Raw genomic sequence first — 16,960 nt, forward strand, 5'->3', positions numbered from 1 at the left:
GTCCTATTGAAATTTCAACGTAAAAAACGAAGTGAACGCAGCGTAAAATTAAATTTTTGTGGCATCAGAATATAAATTTAAAAACTTGTTTTCCTATGAAAACTTAAAGTTCAAGTAACTCAAAAAGGTTTTAATTTAGTTTAGAGAAGAGAACGATGTTTTTAGTTGAAATTTCATAAGACTAGACTTTTTTGTTTCTTTTTTCGGCAATGGAAAAAAGAAAATAATAATAGATAAAATGAAACTTGAATTAAAAAAATATAAAGAACAAGAACCGTACTGGCCACAAGAAGGGTATCATATTATGGCACAGTATGACGATGAGAAAATTATAGTGTATCAATCTTATAGACCTGAAATAGGAAATTTTGCCGTGCAAAATCAATTCTTTGGAGGCGCTTTCAGTCTGGAAAGAATGACATGGATAAAACCTAATTTTCTTTGGATGATGTATCGCAATGGTTGGGGAACTAAAGAAGGGCAGGAAGTAGTCTTAGCACTTCATTTAAAAAGAACAGCTTTTGAGAAGTATTTAGAGAATGCTGTGTATTCATCTTTTAAACCTGATCTATATGAATCGTATGAACTATGGCAAAAAGATGTAGCAAAATCCAATGTTCGACTGCAATGGGACCCTGACCATAATCCATATGGAGCCAAATTAGAAAGAAGAGCTATCCAAATAGGATTAAGAAAGGAATTTATAAGATCCTTTGCCAAAGATGATATTCTAGAGATCGAGGATATTTCAGACTTTGTTAAAGAACAATATGAATTTGTAAAATCAGGAGATTTAGAGCAATTAGTGACGCCTTTGGAAAAACCTATGCTTTTTGAGAATGAGGAATTAAACAAGTATTTGAAATTGAAATAAAGAATTGAAGATGGGAAGAGTTCAGGAAATACGAGCAAACTATGATAGAGAAATAATTACAGTGTATCAGGCATATAGTAAAGCGATTGCCTTACCTGCAATTCAGAATAATAAGTTCGAAGCTCCATTTTCTTTTCATAGAATGACTTGGATAAAACCTTCCTATTTATGGTTAATGGCTAGAAGTAATTGGGGAACAAAATCCAATCAGGAATATATTCTTGCCATAAAAATAACAAGAGCAGGTTGGGAGAAAGCATTGTCATTAGGGGTGTTGACGGATCCGGATAAAGCCATTTATAAAAACGGATCGGTATGGAAGCAAGCATTTGAAAATGCAAAAGTTCATATTCAATGGGATCCTGAAAGAACACTGAAAGGAGCCAAAATGGACATACGATCCATACAAGTTGGAATTGGTAGAGATCTAATCAAAGAGTATAATGAGGAATGGATCCAGGAAATAGTGGATTTGACTCCCTTGACACGGAAAATAAAAGATCTGATTAAAAAGGGAAAATATAAAGAAGCGAAAAGACTAGTTCCGGATGAGAAAGTGTATGCAGTATCTGAAAGTATACAACAGAACATTGGAATTAGGTAAAAATAAATAGAAATGAAAACAATGTTAGAACATATAAAAGGAGGAATATTTGGAATAGCTGTTGGTGATGCGCTGGGAGTACCCTATGAATTTTTGGATCGGGATCAAATGGATAAGAGACCTGCACGCGATATGATTGGTTATGGTACGCATAATCAACCGCCAGGAACTTGGTCAGATGATAGCTCGTTAACATTTTGTCTAATGGATAGTTTATGTAATGGATATGATTTGGAAGATATTGCATCCAAGTCTGCGGCTTGGTTCTATGAGAACTTATGGACACCTAGAGGTTTTGTTTTTGATATTGGGATTACAACTAAAAATGCGATTTATCAATATAAAAGAGGAATGACACCTGATTTATGCGGTGGATTAGATGAATACTCTAATGGAAATGGATCTTTAATGAGAATTTTACCGTTAGCTTATTATTTAAAGAAGGAAGAAGATATTGAGATAAGATATGATGTGATAAAAAGAGTTTCATCCATTACACATGGACATTTGCGCTCGATTTTTTCATGTTTTATTTATGTTGAGTATGCTTTATTACTGCTAAATGGACTTGATAAGTTTGAAGCATATGAAAATATAAAGCAACCCGTACTAGATTTTGCTAAGCAAAATGATTTCAATCCAAAAGAGATCACCCTTTTCTCAAGAATATTGGAAGAGGATATCTCAAAGCAAGATCGGTTTAATATTAAAGGTACTGGATATGTGTTAAGATCTCTTGAGGCTAGCTTTTGGTGTTTATTAACATCAAATTCATTTGAAGAAGCAGTTTTGAAAGCAATCAATTTAGGAGAAGATACCGATACTACATCAGCAATCACAGGTGGTTTAGCAGGAATATACTTTGGATATGATGCAATACCAGAAACCTGGAAATTTCAATTAGCTAGATTTGAAGATATAGAGGATTTAATAGAAAGGTTTAATAAAAATTTAAACGAATAAAGCTATGTATACTTTAGATAAAATACCTTTTTTTCAGGAAATAGAAGGAAGTAATAATATTCTTTTAGCAGGAATGGGTGGTGGTTTTGATATTTATGCAGCAATACCACTGTACTTTAGTTTAATAAAACAAGGTAAAAAAGTAACGATTGCTAATTATTCATTTACCAGATTAAATGATACTTCGTCAGAATCAGTATTTCCATTTTGTTACAAGATAAGTCCAGGAGATCAGATTTACGCTTTCCCAAGATATTTTCCGGAGAAATATTTAAAGTTATGGTTTCATCTACAAGGAAATTTGGTGGATATCTATGCGTTTGAAAGAACTGCAGTACAACCCTTAAAAGATGCTTATCAGTTTTTAGTAGATAAACATGAAATAGATACTGTAATTCTTGTAGATGGAGGAACTGATTGTTTAATGTTTGGAGATGAAGAAGGATTAGGGACTCCTCAAGAAGATATTTGTTCTATGGCAGCAGTATTTCAGACCAAAGTTGATAAGAAATTATTATTGAGTGTAGGATTTGGTGTGGATCATTATCATGGAGTTTCACATTACAGATTTCTAGAAAATTTAGCAGAATTAGATAGAGAACAGGCTTATTTGGGGTCTTTTCAGGTATTAAATTCTATGGTTGAAGGTCAAAAATATAAAGAAGCTATTGATTTTGTAGATAGTAAAATGAAAGGAATGGAAAGCATTGTTTCCAATTCAATTATAAGTGCTTTAGAAGGAAATTATGGAGATTATCACAGAACATCAAGAACCAAAGGAAGCGAATTATGGATCAATCCATTAATGACTATTTACTGGAGTTTTAAGTTAGAAAATGTGATGAAGAAGAATACCTATTATGAATATATAAAAAACACAAATACAGTAGTAGAATTTAGAGCTAAGCTAACTGACTATAGAAGAACGCTAGTGGACTATAGAGAAAAAAGACAAATACCTATTTAGAAATGAAACTAAAAGTACTACAAGCGGATATTACAACTTTTGAAGTAGATGCAATTGTCAACGCAGCCAATACTTCTTTATTAGGAGGTGGAGGTGTAGACGGAGCTATACATAGAAAAGGAGGAGCAGAGATTTTAGAAGCTTGTAGAAAAATCAGAGCAGCACAAGGAAAATGTAATCCAGGAGAAGCAGTTATTACTACTGCTGGTAATCTTACTGCGAAGTATGTTATTCATACTGTTGGACCAGTTTGGAATAATGGAGGAAAAGATAAAGAAGAGACTTTATCTAAATGTTATAGTAATTCACTTCGATTGGCAGTAGAGCATAATTGTAAAACGATTGCTTTTCCAAATATCAGTACAGGAATTTATGAGTTTCCAAAAGAATTGGCCGCCAATATAGCTATTCATACGGTAACAAATGACCCGAATCTGACACATATGAAAGAAGTACTATTTGTGTGCTACGATGAGTTGAATTTTAAAATATATCAGAAAGTTCTAGAAGTGAACTAGCTTTTTTTATAAATAATCCTATAGCTAATGTTGTCATCCTGAGCTTGTCGAAGGGTTTTTAGGCAAAGAAAATAAGAACAACAGAAAAATGAAAACAAAAACTTTATACAGACCCGTTGGATTAAAAGAATTAGAGCTAATTCATCATAGTAACTGGAAGCAGTTTCCACCAAGATTGAATTGGCAACCTATCTTTTATCCTGTGATGAACGAAGCGTATGCTATAGAAATCGCTACTAAATGGAATTTGGATGATGAAGGTTCTGGATATTCAGGTTTTGTAACAGCATTTGATATGAATGCGGAATTTATTTCAAAATATAAGATTGAAAATGTAGGAGGACCGATTCATAACGAATTATGGGTTCCCGCAGAAGAATTACAGGAATTTAATAACCATATAGTAGGAGAAATTAGGATAACAAAAGCATATTTTGGAAAGAAATATGTCCATCCTGAAAATGAAGAATTAAAAGGAATGATTAGAACACATGAAAACAAATAATAAACAAATAAGTAAATTCTTAAGCCTTATCCTTAGGCATAATCCTGGAAAAATAGGGTTAGTACTAGATGAAAATGGATGGGCAGATGTAAATGAGTTACTAGAAAAAGCGAATAAAGATCGTCATCAACTTACTCCAGAAATATTAAAAGAAGTTGTTGAAACGAATGATAAAAAACGATTTGCTTTTAATGATGATGAAACCAAAATCAGAGCGAATCAAGGGCATTCGATTAAGGTAGATTTGGAGTATACTCCCATAGAACCACCAGAATTCTTATATCATGGAACGGTAGGTAAATTTAGAGAAGCCATTAAAAAACAAGGTTTACTAAAAATGAGTCGACATCATGTTCATTTGAGTGAAGAAAGAGAAACTGCTACACGTGTAGGTGCAAGAAGAGGATTTCCTATCATATTATCAGTGCGATCAGGAGAAATGCATAGAAATGGAATCGAATTCTATCAATCAGATAATGGAGTTTGGTTAACGGATACCGTACCTCCAGAATATATTGAGTTTAAGACTTGAAAGTAATGAGACCTATCAGGTTTTCCAAACCTCATAGGTCTTAAAATCGAAATAAATGATTAAAGAAGTACTACATCCAGAAATATATCTAATTAAAGAATTTTTAAGCAAAGAAAAATGTGATCATTTTATAGAGAAAGGAGAACAGGTTTCTTTTGAAGAAGCAAAAGTGGCTATAGATGGAAGGCAAGTAAAAATGAAAGGAATTCGTAATAATCAACGAATCTTATTCAAAGATCAGTTATTGGCGGATCAATTATGGAAAAAGATGGAGTCTCAAGTGGTTTCAACTTTAGGGAAGTACAAGGCGTGTGGACTTAATGAAATGTTTCGTATCTATAAATATGAAGAAGGGCAACGTTTTAAAATGCACAGAGATGGTAGTTATAAACGTAATGAGAAGGAATGTAGCTTCTTTTCATTTTTGATATATCTTAATCAGGATTTCGAAGGAGGAGAAACTCATTTTGAAAATGGTATTACCATCCACCCTGAGATCGGAGATGCTTTATTGTTTCATCATCCTTTACGACATGAAGGAAAACCAATTCTATCCGGAGAGAAATATGTACTTAGAACCGATATAATGTATAAGCTAGAAGAATGAGAACACTTGTAATTGGAGATATACACGGAGGTTATAAAGCATTGCTTCAAGTTTTAGAACGTGCCAACGTAACAAAAGAAGATACATTGATTTTTTTAGGAGATTATGTAGATGGTTGGAGTCAATCTGCAGAAACGATTCATAAACTGATAGAATTATCTAATACTAATGAATGTGTATTCATAAGAGGGAATCATGATCTTTGGTGTGGTTTGTGGTTGCAGAAAGGAGCAACAAACCCTGTTTGGCTCGCTAATGGGGGAGAAGAAACCATACAGAGTTATATCAGATCTGGCCACTTAGCGAATTTTGAACATAAAAACTTCTTTTTAAAAGCCCTAAAGAATTATCATATTGATGATCAAAATAGATTGTTCCTACATGCAGGTTTTACCTCAATGCATGGGGTAGGTCGAGAAGAATATGAATCCAATTATTATTGGGATAGAACCTTATGGGAAGCAGCATTGTTGGCTGATAAAGTCGACGAAAAGACATTAGATGATGTGTTAACAAGTCCAAAACGATTCAATCACTATAAAGAAATTTATATCGGACATACGCCCACAACAGATTATAAAAGAGATACTCCGATTAAAGCATATAATCTATGGAATATAGATACAGGAGCAGCATTTACAGGAAAACTTACCATTTTGGATATCGATACCAAAGAATTCTGGCAGAGCGATTCATTACCAACCCTATACCCAGACGAAAAAGGACGTAATTAGCTCGTTATCTCCTTAAAGTAAAATGACTTCTATAGGTTTCGGATCCATCTTTCAGTTCCGCTACGAACCAATAATCGGTTCCTGGCATAGGTATGCCATTGTATATTCCATCCCATCCTTGTCCATTAGGGTCTATTTGAGCAAGCAATCTTCCATATCGATCAAAAATAAATAAATCCATATCCGGTACGGTATTATCAGAAATAACATTCCAGAAATCATTAAAACCGTCATTGTTTGGAGTAAAAAAAGCTGGAAAACCTATAACCAGAATAGTAGCTGTAAGTTCGCCACATCCATCTGTATTTCTAACAGTTACTGTGTGAGTACCCAAAGAAACATTAGAAAAAAGGTTGCTGTCCTGATAAAATCCATTATCCAAAGAGAATTCATAAGGACCACTACCACCTGTTACCGTTGCAAGAATACCGTTTTCACTAGAAAAAAGGCCATTGGTGAGACTAAGAGATAACGACTTAGGTCCTTCAGTAAAATTAACCGTTACAGAAGCTTCTCCAGCACAAGTACCACCGGTACTACTCGTATATTCAACCAAATATTCTCCAGGATTTTCAGTAATTAATGAGGAAGCGGTGGCAGTAGGAATAATTATTCCATCTAAGTTCCAAACAAAGGAAAAAAGAGAAGGATCCAGATTTGTTTCTAAAATTGGAAACGATTCTCCATCAACAGGCTCTCCAGTCTCATCAATACATATAGGTGAAGGAGTATCGAATACTACTTGTGGACAAAAACAGTCTGGTGCCATCACAGTTTCTGTGATCGAACAAGTACTTACAATTGAGGAGGTAATAGTGATAACAACCTCTGTATCAAATGGGATATCGAAAATGATATTATTCGTCATATCTACGGTTCCTGCAGAGGCAGTAACCGAAATATTAGCTCCTGTTTGATAGGTAATTTCATAAGTGCCATTACTACATTGCGTAGTAACTGCAGAGATGGTAGGTAAGGGGACAGCTTGCACGGTAACTGTTGCACTGTCATTACCACATCCATTTCCAGAATCGATGGTATAGGTATAAATTCCATCAGGGTCCGTTCCAGGAGTAAATACACCGGTACCACTACTAAGTGTTGGAGACCAAGTTCCTCCGGTATCTGGTGTTCCTCCAAGAATAGTAAAGAGATCAATGGGAGCATCTGTTTCGCATATATCTAATGTTTCAGACTCTCCTGCATTCGGCGCACTAATTAATATTACAGTTACATTGGCTGAATCATCAGGGCAGTTCGTTCCGGTAACGGTATATGTATAGATACCAGGAGGATCTACAGAAGGATCAAAAACTCCAGTTCCACTTGCCATTGGTGGTGTCCAAGTACCGCCAGTTGTAGGAGTAATTCCAGTAAGTTGCGTATATAAATCCATTGGTGGACTAGTTGGGCAAATATCTAAAGATCCATCCTCGCCAGCATTCGGAGAATCGGTTCCAGTAACGGTCACATCATCTGTTAAAGTTATTTGCTCACCATCACAATTGGTATATACAATCTCAGCAGTATAGGTAGTATCCGTGTTTGGACAAACACTGATAGTAGAGGTATCACCAATTTCCATTCCTGAAGAATCAAACCAAGAAATTTCATAATTAGGATCCCCATTTGGAGTAAATCTCCATGCTTCGTTACTAATGTCAAAAGGACCATCGGAGGTATTTCTACCAGGAGGAACAAAAGCCACAGTTCCTGGATTATTTTGTATTCCAATGACTGCATTTCCACTATTCCATGATGTACAAAAAGGTTTATCCTCTACATATACTTCGATAACATTGGTAGTTTCATAAAGTACCATCTGGAAAGTAGAGGTTAAGCTATTACAACTAGGGCTAAAATGAGCTACGGAAGAGTAGGAAACAACTAAAGTTCTACAAGGAGAAGTTCCTAATAATTCCCATCCAATTTCTGGAGAAGTACTGGTTATAGAGGGATCAATATCATGAGCTACTCCAAAAATATTAGCTTCGCCCAGAGTTGGATTCAAGTTTTCGGGTAAATCCTCATTAAATTGCCATTCATTACTTTGGTCTAAAGCATCCACTTCAAGTCGTATCACACCATTTGAACCAACTTGAATCTGATTATAAGTATCTCCAAAAAAACAAAAATTAAAAGGTAAATCGATAACACCTGACCAAATATCATCTACACCAAGACTTATAGGATTGGCAAGTCCTGTAAAAGGAAATGGAGGCGCATAAGGAACCGATGATACTTCGTAGCTAGTGGTAAGTCCGGTTTCTAAAAAATTTGCGGAAAGCTCTACACAAAGATTTGTGCAATCCGTGCTTTGATCTGGTCCAGCATCTAAATTAGGACATCCAGGAGCTTGACTATATATAGAAGAAAAACAAAGTAAAAAGCTAATAGTAATAGCTAACTTTAGGGTAAAGGTTTTCATGAATAGGAGTGGTTTTAAGATAATGTTGAGTTTTGTCGGTGAAAACTTCAATCAATCGGAGCGGAAATAAAGAGATATCATTGGTTTAAGTTTGTTTTATGAGTAATTAAGTATTTGCCTCTTTTGAAAGGGGTAAATACCAAGTTCTAGTCAAAAAAATCATGTATGCTGCATATCCAACGACAGTAAATCCAGTTCTAAATCTGAGATATTCACCAAAATAGGCACATTGGTAAATCAGATTTCTAAAACAAGAATATGTAGAATAAAAGGGACGTATTCCATCATATTCTCTTATGCATAATTAAAAACGTTCGTAGGAAAGATTTTAGTGTGTAAGTTGTTTCTGTTGCGAATTGTAAGGTTTTTCTAAGTCTTGATGTGTTTCTAATGTGAAGTGTTTTTTGATACTAAAAAAAGTGCTATTTATCTGATTTTTATGGTTTATTTGAAGGAATTGTAGAATATGAACTTTTTCTATTTAAGTCTAAATTAACTTTTTTAACACGAAATTAATGGTTGACCAATAAGTGTAAGAAATTCTTCAAAAGTAGGGCGGTTGTAAAAAAGTTAACATAGTTTCAAAATATATTTAGTAGTCACTTCTTGTGGTTATTAGCTTATGAAAAATATAAGTTTAACTGAAAACAGGGTAGTTCTAAATTAAAATAATAAAGACTTTTATCCTTTCAAAAAAATAGAATATATGATAATCATGAAGGGCTTAGTAAATACCGCAGATAAAAAGGCTATAAAGGGTACTTTGGTATGGTTTCTAAGTATTATTATATCTAATAGTATAAATGCACAACATATGGAAGATTTCATAGAATATGATTCCTTTATAATCGTTGATAAACCTCAGGATAAGTATAAAGGTATTTACAAGGATGGAATACCGTACGAAGGATATTTTTCCAAAGGAGATTCAGAGTTTCCAAGGGTGGATTATTACGAAAAAGGAAAACCCAAATTTCAATATTCATTAGATATTTATCAAATGGCATTAAATGAGGAATCTGAAGAAATGGAAGCTACTGAAGAAATGACTGAGGAAGCATACAATATGTATCTTAAAAATCGGTATAAACCAAAACTAAATATAAAATCAACCTATGAAAATGAAAAAATAGTTGATGGGTATCGTTATGAAGAAATAAAGTCAGGTTTATTGACAAGAAAAATAAAAAATGCTAAAACCATTGCTTTATTTGTGGATGTTTTTGCAATGCACTTTTATCAAAGAATTCATATCATTTTAGATGATAATCGGATATATATAAAGTCACCAACTATGGAAATGTCAGGAGAAAATCTGGAACTACAGCTATACAGAGAAGATAATACCTGGATAACCAAACAAGAACTAAACCAAGAAACAATAGGATTATATTATTTTGTCATCGGAGAACCACAAAAACTGCTTTCTGATACTACATTTTTTATATACGATCAGGAAGGGAATACCTATGGTTACGGCTATAAAGAATTTGAAAAGATAGGAAATGGGATGAATCTAATGGATATAAATAGTATGTATTTTAGTAATCCTGACATGTTTCGTACAAAGAATATAGAAACATTTTTTGAAGATTTTATAGACTTATATGTTGTTCAAATGTCGAAGGAAGAAGTAAGGCCAGAAGAACCTGAAATATACAAAGGTTATATACATACTGATGAAAACGCTGAAGTTATAAAGGGAATTCGATTTTTTGAGAATAAAGGAGATATGTATTACGAAAAATACGGAAAGGGTGATATATTAGAGCATAAAAAAGTAAGCTTACTTGATTTTCAACATATATTCAAAACGTATTTAGAAAATAATCGTTAACTACATGATTTGTCACTTGATATTTATAAAAATATCACTAAATATTTCGGTGTTTTAAAATTAAAAACTATATTTGCGTATAATTAACGCAAAATAAATAAAATATGAATCCACTATTATTGACAGACGGTTATAAATTAGGTCACAAAGAACAATATCCAGCAGGAACTACTTTAGTGTATTCTAATTGGACTCCAAGAAAAAGTAGAATTGAAGGGATTGATCATGTCGTTTTTTTCGGACTACAATATTTTATAAAAGAATATCTTATTAAACGATTTAATGAGAATTTTTTCGATTTACCTAAGGAAGATGTTGTTTCAGAATATAAAAAATATGTAGATAATTATTTAGGTGTTGACTACGATGTTTCGCACATCGGTGAGCTTCACGATTTAGGATATTTACCAATAGAAATAAAAGCATTGCCAGAAGGTACTGAAGTACCAATTCGCGTTCCTATGTTCACCTTGGTAAATACCAAACCTGAATTTTTTTGGTTAACGAATTATTTGGAAACATTACTTTCTAGCATTATTTGGCAACCTTGTACGTCTGCGACTATAGCAAAGCAATATCAAAAGATTCTTAGCAAGTATGCTACAGAAACCGATAAAGAAAATTTAGAGTTTATAACGTGGCAAGGACACGATTTTTCAATGCGTGGAATGTCTGGTACTGAATCTGCTATTATCAGTGGGATGGGGCATGCTCTTTCCTTTTCAGGAAGTGATACCTTACCAGTCGCTAAAGCTTATGAATTATATTACAATACAGATGTAACAAAAGAATTAGTTATAGGTAGTGTAAATGCAACTGAACATAGTGTAATGTGCGCTGGAAGTAAAGACGATGAAATCGGAACTTTTAGAAGACTTTTAAAAACATATCCTACAGGAATATTATCAGTAGTTTCAGATACCTGGGATTTATGGAAAGTTCTCACAGAATATCTACCTGAGCTAAAAGACGAGATATTAAATCGAGATGGTAAACTAGTTATTCGTCCTGATTCTGGAGATCCTGTAGATATTATTTGCGGATGTGAACATGAAAATGAAGTTGTTGCAAAAGGAGTTGTCGAGTTGCTATGGGATGAGTTTGGAGGTACCATTAATGCACAAGGGTATAAGGTATTGAATCCTAAAATAGGAGCGATTTATGGAGATAGTATTACAATAGATAGGGCTACCCAGATTTGTGAACGTCTTAAAGAAAAAGGGTTTGCTTCTACTAATGTAGTTCTCGGAATTGGAAGTTTTACGTATCAATATAATACTAGAGATACTTTTGGTTTTGCCATGAAAGCAACCTACGTAGAAGTAAACGGAGAGGGAAGAGAAATTTTTAAAGACCCTATTACTGATGACGGTACTAAAAAATCTGCAAAAGGCTTGGTGCAGTTGTATGAGTCTGAAGGTCGAATTCATCTAAAAGATCAATGTTCTTTAGAAGAGGAAAAACAAGGATTACTAAAAACTGTTTTTAAAGATGGTAAGTTGATTATGGATGATAACCTTTCTACGATAAGAGAGCGAATAAAGCAGTAAAAATAGATTTCAACTAATAAACTCCCAAAAAATATATTGGGAGTTTTTTATGGATAAGTTTAGGGTTTTATTCCAAAGAGCTGTTATATTAATAAGGAGAACAGACAGTTTTAGCACGATATATTTTGTTAATTTTTTGTAAGGATTGATTTTGGATTACGACGTCTATTTTAATATCAATGCTTTGATACGTAACTAACTTATAAAAACACAACATCATGAGTGCAATTTGGTTTTTTGAGGATGCCAATCTCTTTAAGGTATTATGTCCTCATAAATTTAAAAATTACAAGAAAGATCACGATTTCGACGCCTACAAAAAAAGTGATTATATCTATTTTGAAGAAGACTCTGCTAACAAAGTGTATCTAATTGAAAAAGGGAAAGTAAAAATCGGATACTACTCCGAAGATGGAAATGAAGTCGTAAAAGCAATTTTGACTCGAGGAGAGCTTTTTGGGGAAAAAGCTATTTTAGGAGAAGATCGAAGAACAGAATTTGCTCAATCCATAGATAATACTACTTCTATTTGTCCTATTGGTGTGCAAACAATGCATGATTTAATGCGAGACAATCAAACATTTAGTTTGAAAATATATAAGTTTATCGGATTGCGATTTAAACGTTTAGAAAGACGTTTGCAGCTTCTTCTATTTAAGGATACCAAAACAAGGTTATTAGAGTTCTTAAATGAGCTTAAGGAAGATTTTGGTTATTGTTGTCCTGATACAGGAGATACTGTTATTCATCATCCTTATACACAAAGAGATATAGCTAATCTTATAGGTACTTCTAGGCCCACTTTAAACATTCTTATGAATGAATTAAAAGAATCTAATAGAATTGATTTTAATAGAAAGGAAATCCGTTTAAAAATTGTTGCTTAATGTTAGCTACCTAACATTTTAAAATGTTTTATGAATTTACTTTTACAGTAATAATAATTATAAAACAAAAGCAATGTTTAAAAAACTGATAATAGGTATGCTAGCGGTTGGATTGATCGCAGTTTCCTGTAATGAGGATGATGACACTATACAAGTAGCAAACGCTGGAGAAATTTCTGGGGGACCGTTTGAATTTGATGTAGATGGAGAACCAGATATGGTATCCGGAATCACCTTAGATGATACAAACGCCTTTGGAACAGGAAGTACTTGGATCGTTACAGATGATCAAGGACTTATTCTAGGTTTACCGCCTACATTAACAGCTGTAGAAGGAGTGAATTTTGATAGTGCTGGTGCTGGAACATGTTTGATATGGTATGCTAGGTACAATGGCGAAATCTCTGGATTAGAGATGGGAATGAATGCCAATGACGTTACTGGAGATTTTGATCTTTCAAACTCTATTACCGTAATTCGTAATCAAGTAGCAAACGCTGGATCTATAGAAGGTGGTCCATTTGAATTTGACGTGGATGGAGAAGCGGATATGGTATCTGGAATAACTTTAGATGACACTAATGCTTTCGGATCAGGAAGTACTTGGATTATTACGGATGATCTTGGAAATATTCTTGGGTTACCACCAACATTAACTGCTGTAGAAGGAGTAGATTTTGATGGTGCAGGAGCTGGAACTTGCTTGATCTGGTATGCGAGATATGAAGGAGATATCTCTGGATTAGAAATGGGGATGAATGCTAACGATGTAACAGGTGATTTTGACCTCTCTAATGCGATCACAGTTGTTCGTAACCAGGTGGTAAATGCAGGAACACTTTCTGGAGGACCTTACGAATTTGATGTAGATGGAGAACCAGATATGGTATCCGGAATTACCTTAGATGATTCTAATGCTTTTGGAGATAATAGTACTTGGATTATTACAGATGACCAAGGAAATATTTTAGGATTACCACCAACATTAATGGCAGTAGAAGGAGTGGATTTCGACGAAGCAGGAGCTGGTACTTGTTTAATTTGGTATGCAAGATATAATGGTACAGTAACAGGATTAGAAATGGGAATGAATGCTAATGACGTAACAGGAGATTTTGATCTTTCTAATGCGATTACCGTAGTTCGTAACCAAGTAGTAAATGCAGGAACGCTTTCTGGTGGTCCATATGAATTTGATGTGGACGGAGAACCAGATATGGTCTCTGGAATTACTCTAGATGCTTCTAATGCTTTCGGTGACAATAGTACATGGATTATTACTGATGATCAAGGAAATATTTTAGGATTACCACCAACATTAATGGCGGTAGAAGGAGTAGATTTTGATGAAGCAGGAGCTGGTACTTGTTTGATTTGGTACGCGAGATATAATGGCACAGTAACGGGATTAGAAATGGGAATGAATGCCAATGATGTTATGGGTGATTTTGATCTTTCTAATGCGATCACAGTAGTACGTAATCAGGTAGTCAATGCGGGATCTATTTCAGGAGGACCTTACACATTTACTGTGGATGGAATGCCAGATACAGTATCTGGAATTACATTAGATGATACGAATGCTTTTGGAGATAATAGCACTTGGATTATCACAGATGATCAAGGAAATATATTAGGACTCCCATCAACATTAGCACAAGTAGAAGGAGTAGATTTTGATGCAGCAGGAGTTGGAGTATGTTTAATCTGGTACGCAAGATATAATGGAACAGTAACTGGATTAGAGATGGGAATGAATGCAGCTAACGTTATGGGAGACTTTGATTTATCAAACTCAATAACGGTAACGAGAAACTAAAGGTATTCAGAAAAAGAAAAATACAGTATCGAAGATAATGTGAACTTAACGTTGCATCTCTTCTCTTAAGAAGCGTAACACAATAGTTCATTGTTGTTTTTTTGTTAGTTTTAAAGCGCGGTCTCTGGCTGCGCTTTATTAATTTATATACTTTTGTAAGGAAACGGTTTATCTAAGACCAATCCTAAAAAATAGCACACATTATATCTTATGAAATTTGATAAAAAGAAAATATCCAACTTAATTTTTGTAGTCATATTATTACTGTTTTTTATTCCTAATACGAGAGGAATGATGCAAATTTTTCTTACCAGAATATTTTCTTTTAGTCCTAGTTTAGTTGCGGTAGAGGATCGCGCACAAGTAGCATCTTTTGATTGGAAATTACATGGTGTAAATACTCAATCTATGAACTTTAATAGTGCAGAAGGAAAAGTGATATTATTAAATTACTGGGCAACATGGTGTCCTCCTTGTATCGCAGAGATGCCTTCTCTTCAAAAGCTATATAACGATTATAAAGATAAAGTGGTTTTTGTTTTTCTTACCGAAGATGATGATCCCGAACTGAATAAATTTATGAGTGATAAGGATTATAATTATCCGATTTACCGATCGTTATCCGCGCATCCAGAGCCTTTTGTGCATAAGCCAATACCAGGGACATACCTTATTGATAAAAAGGGAAATATTATTATTCACAAGGTTGGGGCTGCAGATTGGAATACTGAAAAAGTTAGAGCAACGATTGATCAACTTTTATCGGAATAATTATTTTTTAAAATATTTAAAAGGCACAAATAACATTCCAAAGCATTCTCCTTTGTCTTTTCCTAAGTGCTTGTGATGTATTTTATGGGCTCTTCGTACGCCTCTCGCGTACCAATGGTTAGCATTACGAAACATTTTGAATCGTTGATGAATAAAAATATCGTGTACGAAAAAATATGCAATACCATAGGCTAAAATACCAAAACCAATGGGTTTTCCCATCCAAAAAGTAACTGGATCGTGCAACATAATACATGACATGCTAATAACAGCATAAAAAACAAAGAACAAATCATTACGTTCCCACCAGCTATTATGATCTTTATGGTGGTGATCTTTGTGTAGGGACCATAAAAATCCATGCATAACGTATTTATGAGTAAACCAGGCCATAAATTCCATTGCGCAAAACGTACTAACAAAAATTAATATCCAGATTAGAATATTCATTACAAATTATAAATAGGTTTGATCAAAAATACTATTAAATTAGGTTCATTCTATAATCAAAGTAAGATTTAGCTAATAATCCAAATTTTTGATAATTAGGAACTCTTATTCGAGTATTTTTTATTTCTACCGATGGAGTAGATTCTAATTTGTTTAGTAGTTTTTTATAGTAGATGTAAGCTGTGTATACACCAAATTTGGCCTCTACAGGTAATTTCATAATACCTTCAAAACCTTTGTCAAAGTCTTCTTGGATTTCTTCGATGATTCTGGATTTCGAAATTTCATCTAATCTTGTTAAATCTGTGTTTGGGAAGTATGTACGACTTAATTCTTCAAAATCTGCTTTTAAGTCTCTTAAAAAGTTTACTTTCTGGAAGGCTGAACCTAGGTGCATCGCACTTTTTTTAAGTTCATCGTATTTTTGTTGATCTCCTTTTACGAAAACTTTTAAGCACATAAGTCCAACTACATCGGCAGAACCGTAAATATATTCTTCGTACTCAGAAGTTGTTAAATAATCTGTTTTATGTAAGTCTAAACGCATACTCTTCATAAAGGCTTCATATAATTCCGGTTCGATATTGTATTCGTGAACAGTTTTCTGGAATGAATTAAGAATAGGATTTAAGCTTATTTTGTTTTGGATAGCTTTATACATTTCCTTTTCAAAATCGTTAAATAAAGTCTCTTTATCATAATCATGAAAACTATCTACAATTTCATCGGCAAATCTTACAAAGCCATAGATGTTATAGATATCCTGTCGGATGGAGTCTGATAACATTTTAGAAGCTAAAGAGAAAGATGTGCTGTAAGAGTTCGTAACTAGCTTACTGCAACTGTAAGAAACGGAGTCAAATAAAGCTTTCATAGAAGGTAGTTTTAGTTTAATTTTTAGATAAGAAAAAATT

General features: G+C 33.8%; 17 protein-coding genes. 14 read left to right on the top strand and 3 right to left on the bottom strand.

What is annotated here, in order from left to right; all coding sequences use genetic code 11:
- Nucleotides 1-238: 238 nt before the first annotated feature.
- From Q1A73_RS14355 to Q1A73_RS14395, 9 genes are all read left to right on the top strand, one after another.
- Nucleotides 239-874 carry a DUF4291 domain-containing protein gene (locus Q1A73_RS14355; protein WP_299606878.1) on the top strand — a complete coding sequence of 212 codons (636 nt, stop codon included), beginning with the start codon at nt 239-241 and terminating at the stop codon, nt 872-874.
- Between the two features lie 10 nt (nt 875-884).
- Entirely contained in the window at nt 885-1,478 is a 594-nt protein-coding gene (locus Q1A73_RS14360; protein ID WP_299606879.1) for a DUF4291 domain-containing protein, read from the top strand.
- Between the two features lie 12 nt (nt 1,479-1,490).
- Nucleotides 1,491-2,441: an ADP-ribosylglycohydrolase family protein gene (locus Q1A73_RS14365; protein WP_366141461.1), complete on the top strand. Its 951-nt coding sequence runs from the start codon at nt 1,491-1,493 to the stop codon at nt 2,439-2,441.
- 4 nt (nt 2,442-2,445) lie between these two features.
- Complete coding sequence (locus Q1A73_RS14370) at nt 2,446-3,408, top strand: DUF1152 domain-containing protein (RefSeq protein ID WP_299606880.1); 963 nt, start codon at nt 2,446-2,448, stop codon at nt 3,406-3,408.
- A 2-nt stretch (nt 3,409-3,410) separates the two neighbouring features.
- Nucleotides 3,411-3,926, top strand: coding sequence for an O-acetyl-ADP-ribose deacetylase (locus tag Q1A73_RS14375; protein WP_299606882.1), 516 nt, complete (start codon nt 3,411-3,413; stop codon nt 3,924-3,926).
- An 88-nt stretch (nt 3,927-4,014) separates the two neighbouring features.
- Nucleotides 4,015-4,431 carry an ADP-ribosylation/crystallin J1 gene (locus Q1A73_RS14380; protein ID WP_299606883.1) on the top strand — a complete coding sequence of 139 codons (417 nt, stop codon included), beginning with the start codon at nt 4,015-4,017 and terminating at the stop codon, nt 4,429-4,431.
- Nucleotides 4,418-4,963, top strand: a complete 546-nt coding sequence (locus Q1A73_RS14385; protein WP_299606885.1) for an RNA 2'-phosphotransferase — start codon at nt 4,418-4,420, stop codon at nt 4,961-4,963. The genes Q1A73_RS14380 and Q1A73_RS14385 overlap by 14 nt, the downstream gene beginning before the upstream one ends.
- Nucleotides 4,964-5,018: 55 nt before the next feature.
- Nucleotides 5,019-5,570, top strand: a complete 552-nt coding sequence (locus Q1A73_RS14390; RefSeq protein WP_299606887.1) for a 2OG-Fe(II) oxygenase — start codon at nt 5,019-5,021, stop codon at nt 5,568-5,570.
- On the top strand, nt 5,567-6,304 hold the full coding sequence (locus tag Q1A73_RS14395; protein WP_299606889.1) for a metallophosphoesterase family protein: 738 nt from the start codon (nt 5,567-5,569) through the stop codon (nt 6,302-6,304). The genes Q1A73_RS14390 and Q1A73_RS14395 overlap by 4 nt, the downstream gene beginning before the upstream one ends.
- A 4-nt stretch (nt 6,305-6,308) precedes the next feature.
- Here Q1A73_RS14395 and Q1A73_RS14400 read toward each other — a convergent pair whose 3' ends face one another.
- Nucleotides 6,309-8,732 carry a T9SS type B sorting domain-containing protein gene (locus Q1A73_RS14400; protein WP_299606891.1) on the bottom strand — a complete coding sequence of 808 codons (2,424 nt, stop codon included), beginning with the start codon at nt 8,730-8,732 and terminating at the stop codon, nt 6,309-6,311.
- Nucleotides 8,733-9,438: 706 nt separating this feature from the next.
- Here Q1A73_RS14400 and Q1A73_RS14405 point away from each other — a divergent pair.
- From Q1A73_RS14405 to Q1A73_RS14425, 5 genes are all read left to right on the top strand, one after another.
- Nucleotides 9,439-10,569 (top strand): hypothetical protein, encoded by a 1,131-nt coding sequence (locus Q1A73_RS14405; protein WP_299606893.1) that lies wholly within the window; start codon nt 9,439-9,441, stop codon nt 10,567-10,569.
- A 104-nt stretch (nt 10,570-10,673) separates the two neighbouring features.
- Complete coding sequence (locus Q1A73_RS14410) at nt 10,674-12,119, top strand: nicotinate phosphoribosyltransferase (protein WP_299606894.1); 1,446 nt, start codon at nt 10,674-10,676, stop codon at nt 12,117-12,119.
- Nucleotides 12,120-12,337: 218 nt separating this feature from the next.
- Nucleotides 12,338-13,006, top strand: coding sequence for a Crp/Fnr family transcriptional regulator (locus Q1A73_RS14415; RefSeq protein WP_299606895.1), 669 nt, complete (start codon nt 12,338-12,340; stop codon nt 13,004-13,006).
- Nucleotides 13,007-13,079: 73 nt separating this feature from the next.
- The gene (locus Q1A73_RS14420; protein WP_299606896.1) at nt 13,080-14,825 is read left to right on the top strand and encodes a hypothetical protein; all 1,746 of its coding nucleotides are present in this window, start codon (nt 13,080-13,082) and stop codon (nt 14,823-14,825) included.
- Between the two features lie 210 nt (nt 14,826-15,035).
- The gene (locus Q1A73_RS14425; protein WP_299606897.1) at nt 15,036-15,596 is read left to right on the top strand and encodes a redoxin family protein; all 561 of its coding nucleotides are present in this window, start codon (nt 15,036-15,038) and stop codon (nt 15,594-15,596) included.
- Here the strand turns inward: Q1A73_RS14425 and Q1A73_RS14430 are convergent, their stop codons facing one another.
- Both Q1A73_RS14430 and Q1A73_RS14435 read right to left on the bottom strand, forming a co-directional pair.
- Nucleotides 15,597-16,046, bottom strand: coding sequence for a beta-carotene hydroxylase (locus Q1A73_RS14430; RefSeq protein ID WP_299606899.1), 450 nt, complete (start codon nt 16,044-16,046; stop codon nt 15,597-15,599).
- Between the two features lie 34 nt (nt 16,047-16,080).
- Nucleotides 16,081-16,920: a phytoene/squalene synthase family protein gene (locus Q1A73_RS14435; RefSeq protein WP_299606901.1), complete on the bottom strand. Its 840-nt coding sequence runs from the start codon at nt 16,918-16,920 to the stop codon at nt 16,081-16,083.
- Nucleotides 16,921-16,960: the final 40 nt, after the last annotated feature.

This window comes from uncultured Aquimarina sp. (genome assembly GCF_947492115.1).
Lineage (GTDB): Bacteria > Bacteroidota > Bacteroidia > Flavobacteriales > Flavobacteriaceae > Aquimarina.

What these genes read in the sequence shown, in the direction of transcription:
- Q1A73_RS14410 (WP_299606894.1), top strand. Translation starts at nt 10,674, where the DNA reads ATGAATCCACTATTATTGACAGACGGTTATAAATTAGGTCACAAAGAA.
- Q1A73_RS14360 (WP_299606879.1), top strand. Translation starts at nt 885, where the DNA reads ATGGGAAGAGTTCAGGAAATACGAGCAAACTATGATAGAGAAATAATT.
- Q1A73_RS14380 (WP_299606883.1), top strand. Translation starts at nt 4,015, where the DNA reads ATGAAAACAAAAACTTTATACAGACCCGTTGGATTAAAAGAATTAGAG.
- Q1A73_RS14355 (WP_299606878.1), top strand. Translation starts at nt 239, where the DNA reads ATGAAACTTGAATTAAAAAAATATAAAGAACAAGAACCGTACTGGCCA.
- Q1A73_RS14420 (WP_299606896.1), top strand. Translation starts at nt 13,080, where the DNA reads ATGTTTAAAAAACTGATAATAGGTATGCTAGCGGTTGGATTGATCGCA.
- Q1A73_RS14435 (WP_299606901.1), bottom strand. Translation starts at nt 16,920, where the DNA reads ATGAAAGCTTTATTTGACTCCGTTTCTTACAGTTGCAGTAAGCTAGTT.
- Q1A73_RS14385 (WP_299606885.1), top strand. Translation starts at nt 4,418, where the DNA reads ATGAAAACAAATAATAAACAAATAAGTAAATTCTTAAGCCTTATCCTT.
- Q1A73_RS14405 (WP_299606893.1), top strand. Translation starts at nt 9,439, where the DNA reads ATGATAATCATGAAGGGCTTAGTAAATACCGCAGATAAAAAGGCTATA.
- Q1A73_RS14375 (WP_299606882.1), top strand. Translation starts at nt 3,411, where the DNA reads ATGAAACTAAAAGTACTACAAGCGGATATTACAACTTTTGAAGTAGAT.
- Q1A73_RS14390 (WP_299606887.1), top strand. Translation starts at nt 5,019, where the DNA reads ATGATTAAAGAAGTACTACATCCAGAAATATATCTAATTAAAGAATTT.
- Q1A73_RS14370 (WP_299606880.1), top strand. Translation starts at nt 2,446, where the DNA reads ATGTATACTTTAGATAAAATACCTTTTTTTCAGGAAATAGAAGGAAGT.
- Q1A73_RS14365 (WP_366141461.1), top strand. Translation starts at nt 1,491, where the DNA reads ATGAAAACAATGTTAGAACATATAAAAGGAGGAATATTTGGAATAGCT.
- Q1A73_RS14425 (WP_299606897.1), top strand. Translation starts at nt 15,036, where the DNA reads ATGAAATTTGATAAAAAGAAAATATCCAACTTAATTTTTGTAGTCATA.
- Q1A73_RS14395 (WP_299606889.1), top strand. Translation starts at nt 5,567, where the DNA reads ATGAGAACACTTGTAATTGGAGATATACACGGAGGTTATAAAGCATTG.
- Q1A73_RS14415 (WP_299606895.1), top strand. Translation starts at nt 12,338, where the DNA reads ATGAGTGCAATTTGGTTTTTTGAGGATGCCAATCTCTTTAAGGTATTA.
- Q1A73_RS14400 (WP_299606891.1), bottom strand. Translation starts at nt 8,732, where the DNA reads ATGAAAACCTTTACCCTAAAGTTAGCTATTACTATTAGCTTTTTACTT.
- Q1A73_RS14430 (WP_299606899.1), bottom strand. Translation starts at nt 16,046, where the DNA reads ATGAATATTCTAATCTGGATATTAATTTTTGTTAGTACGTTTTGCGCA.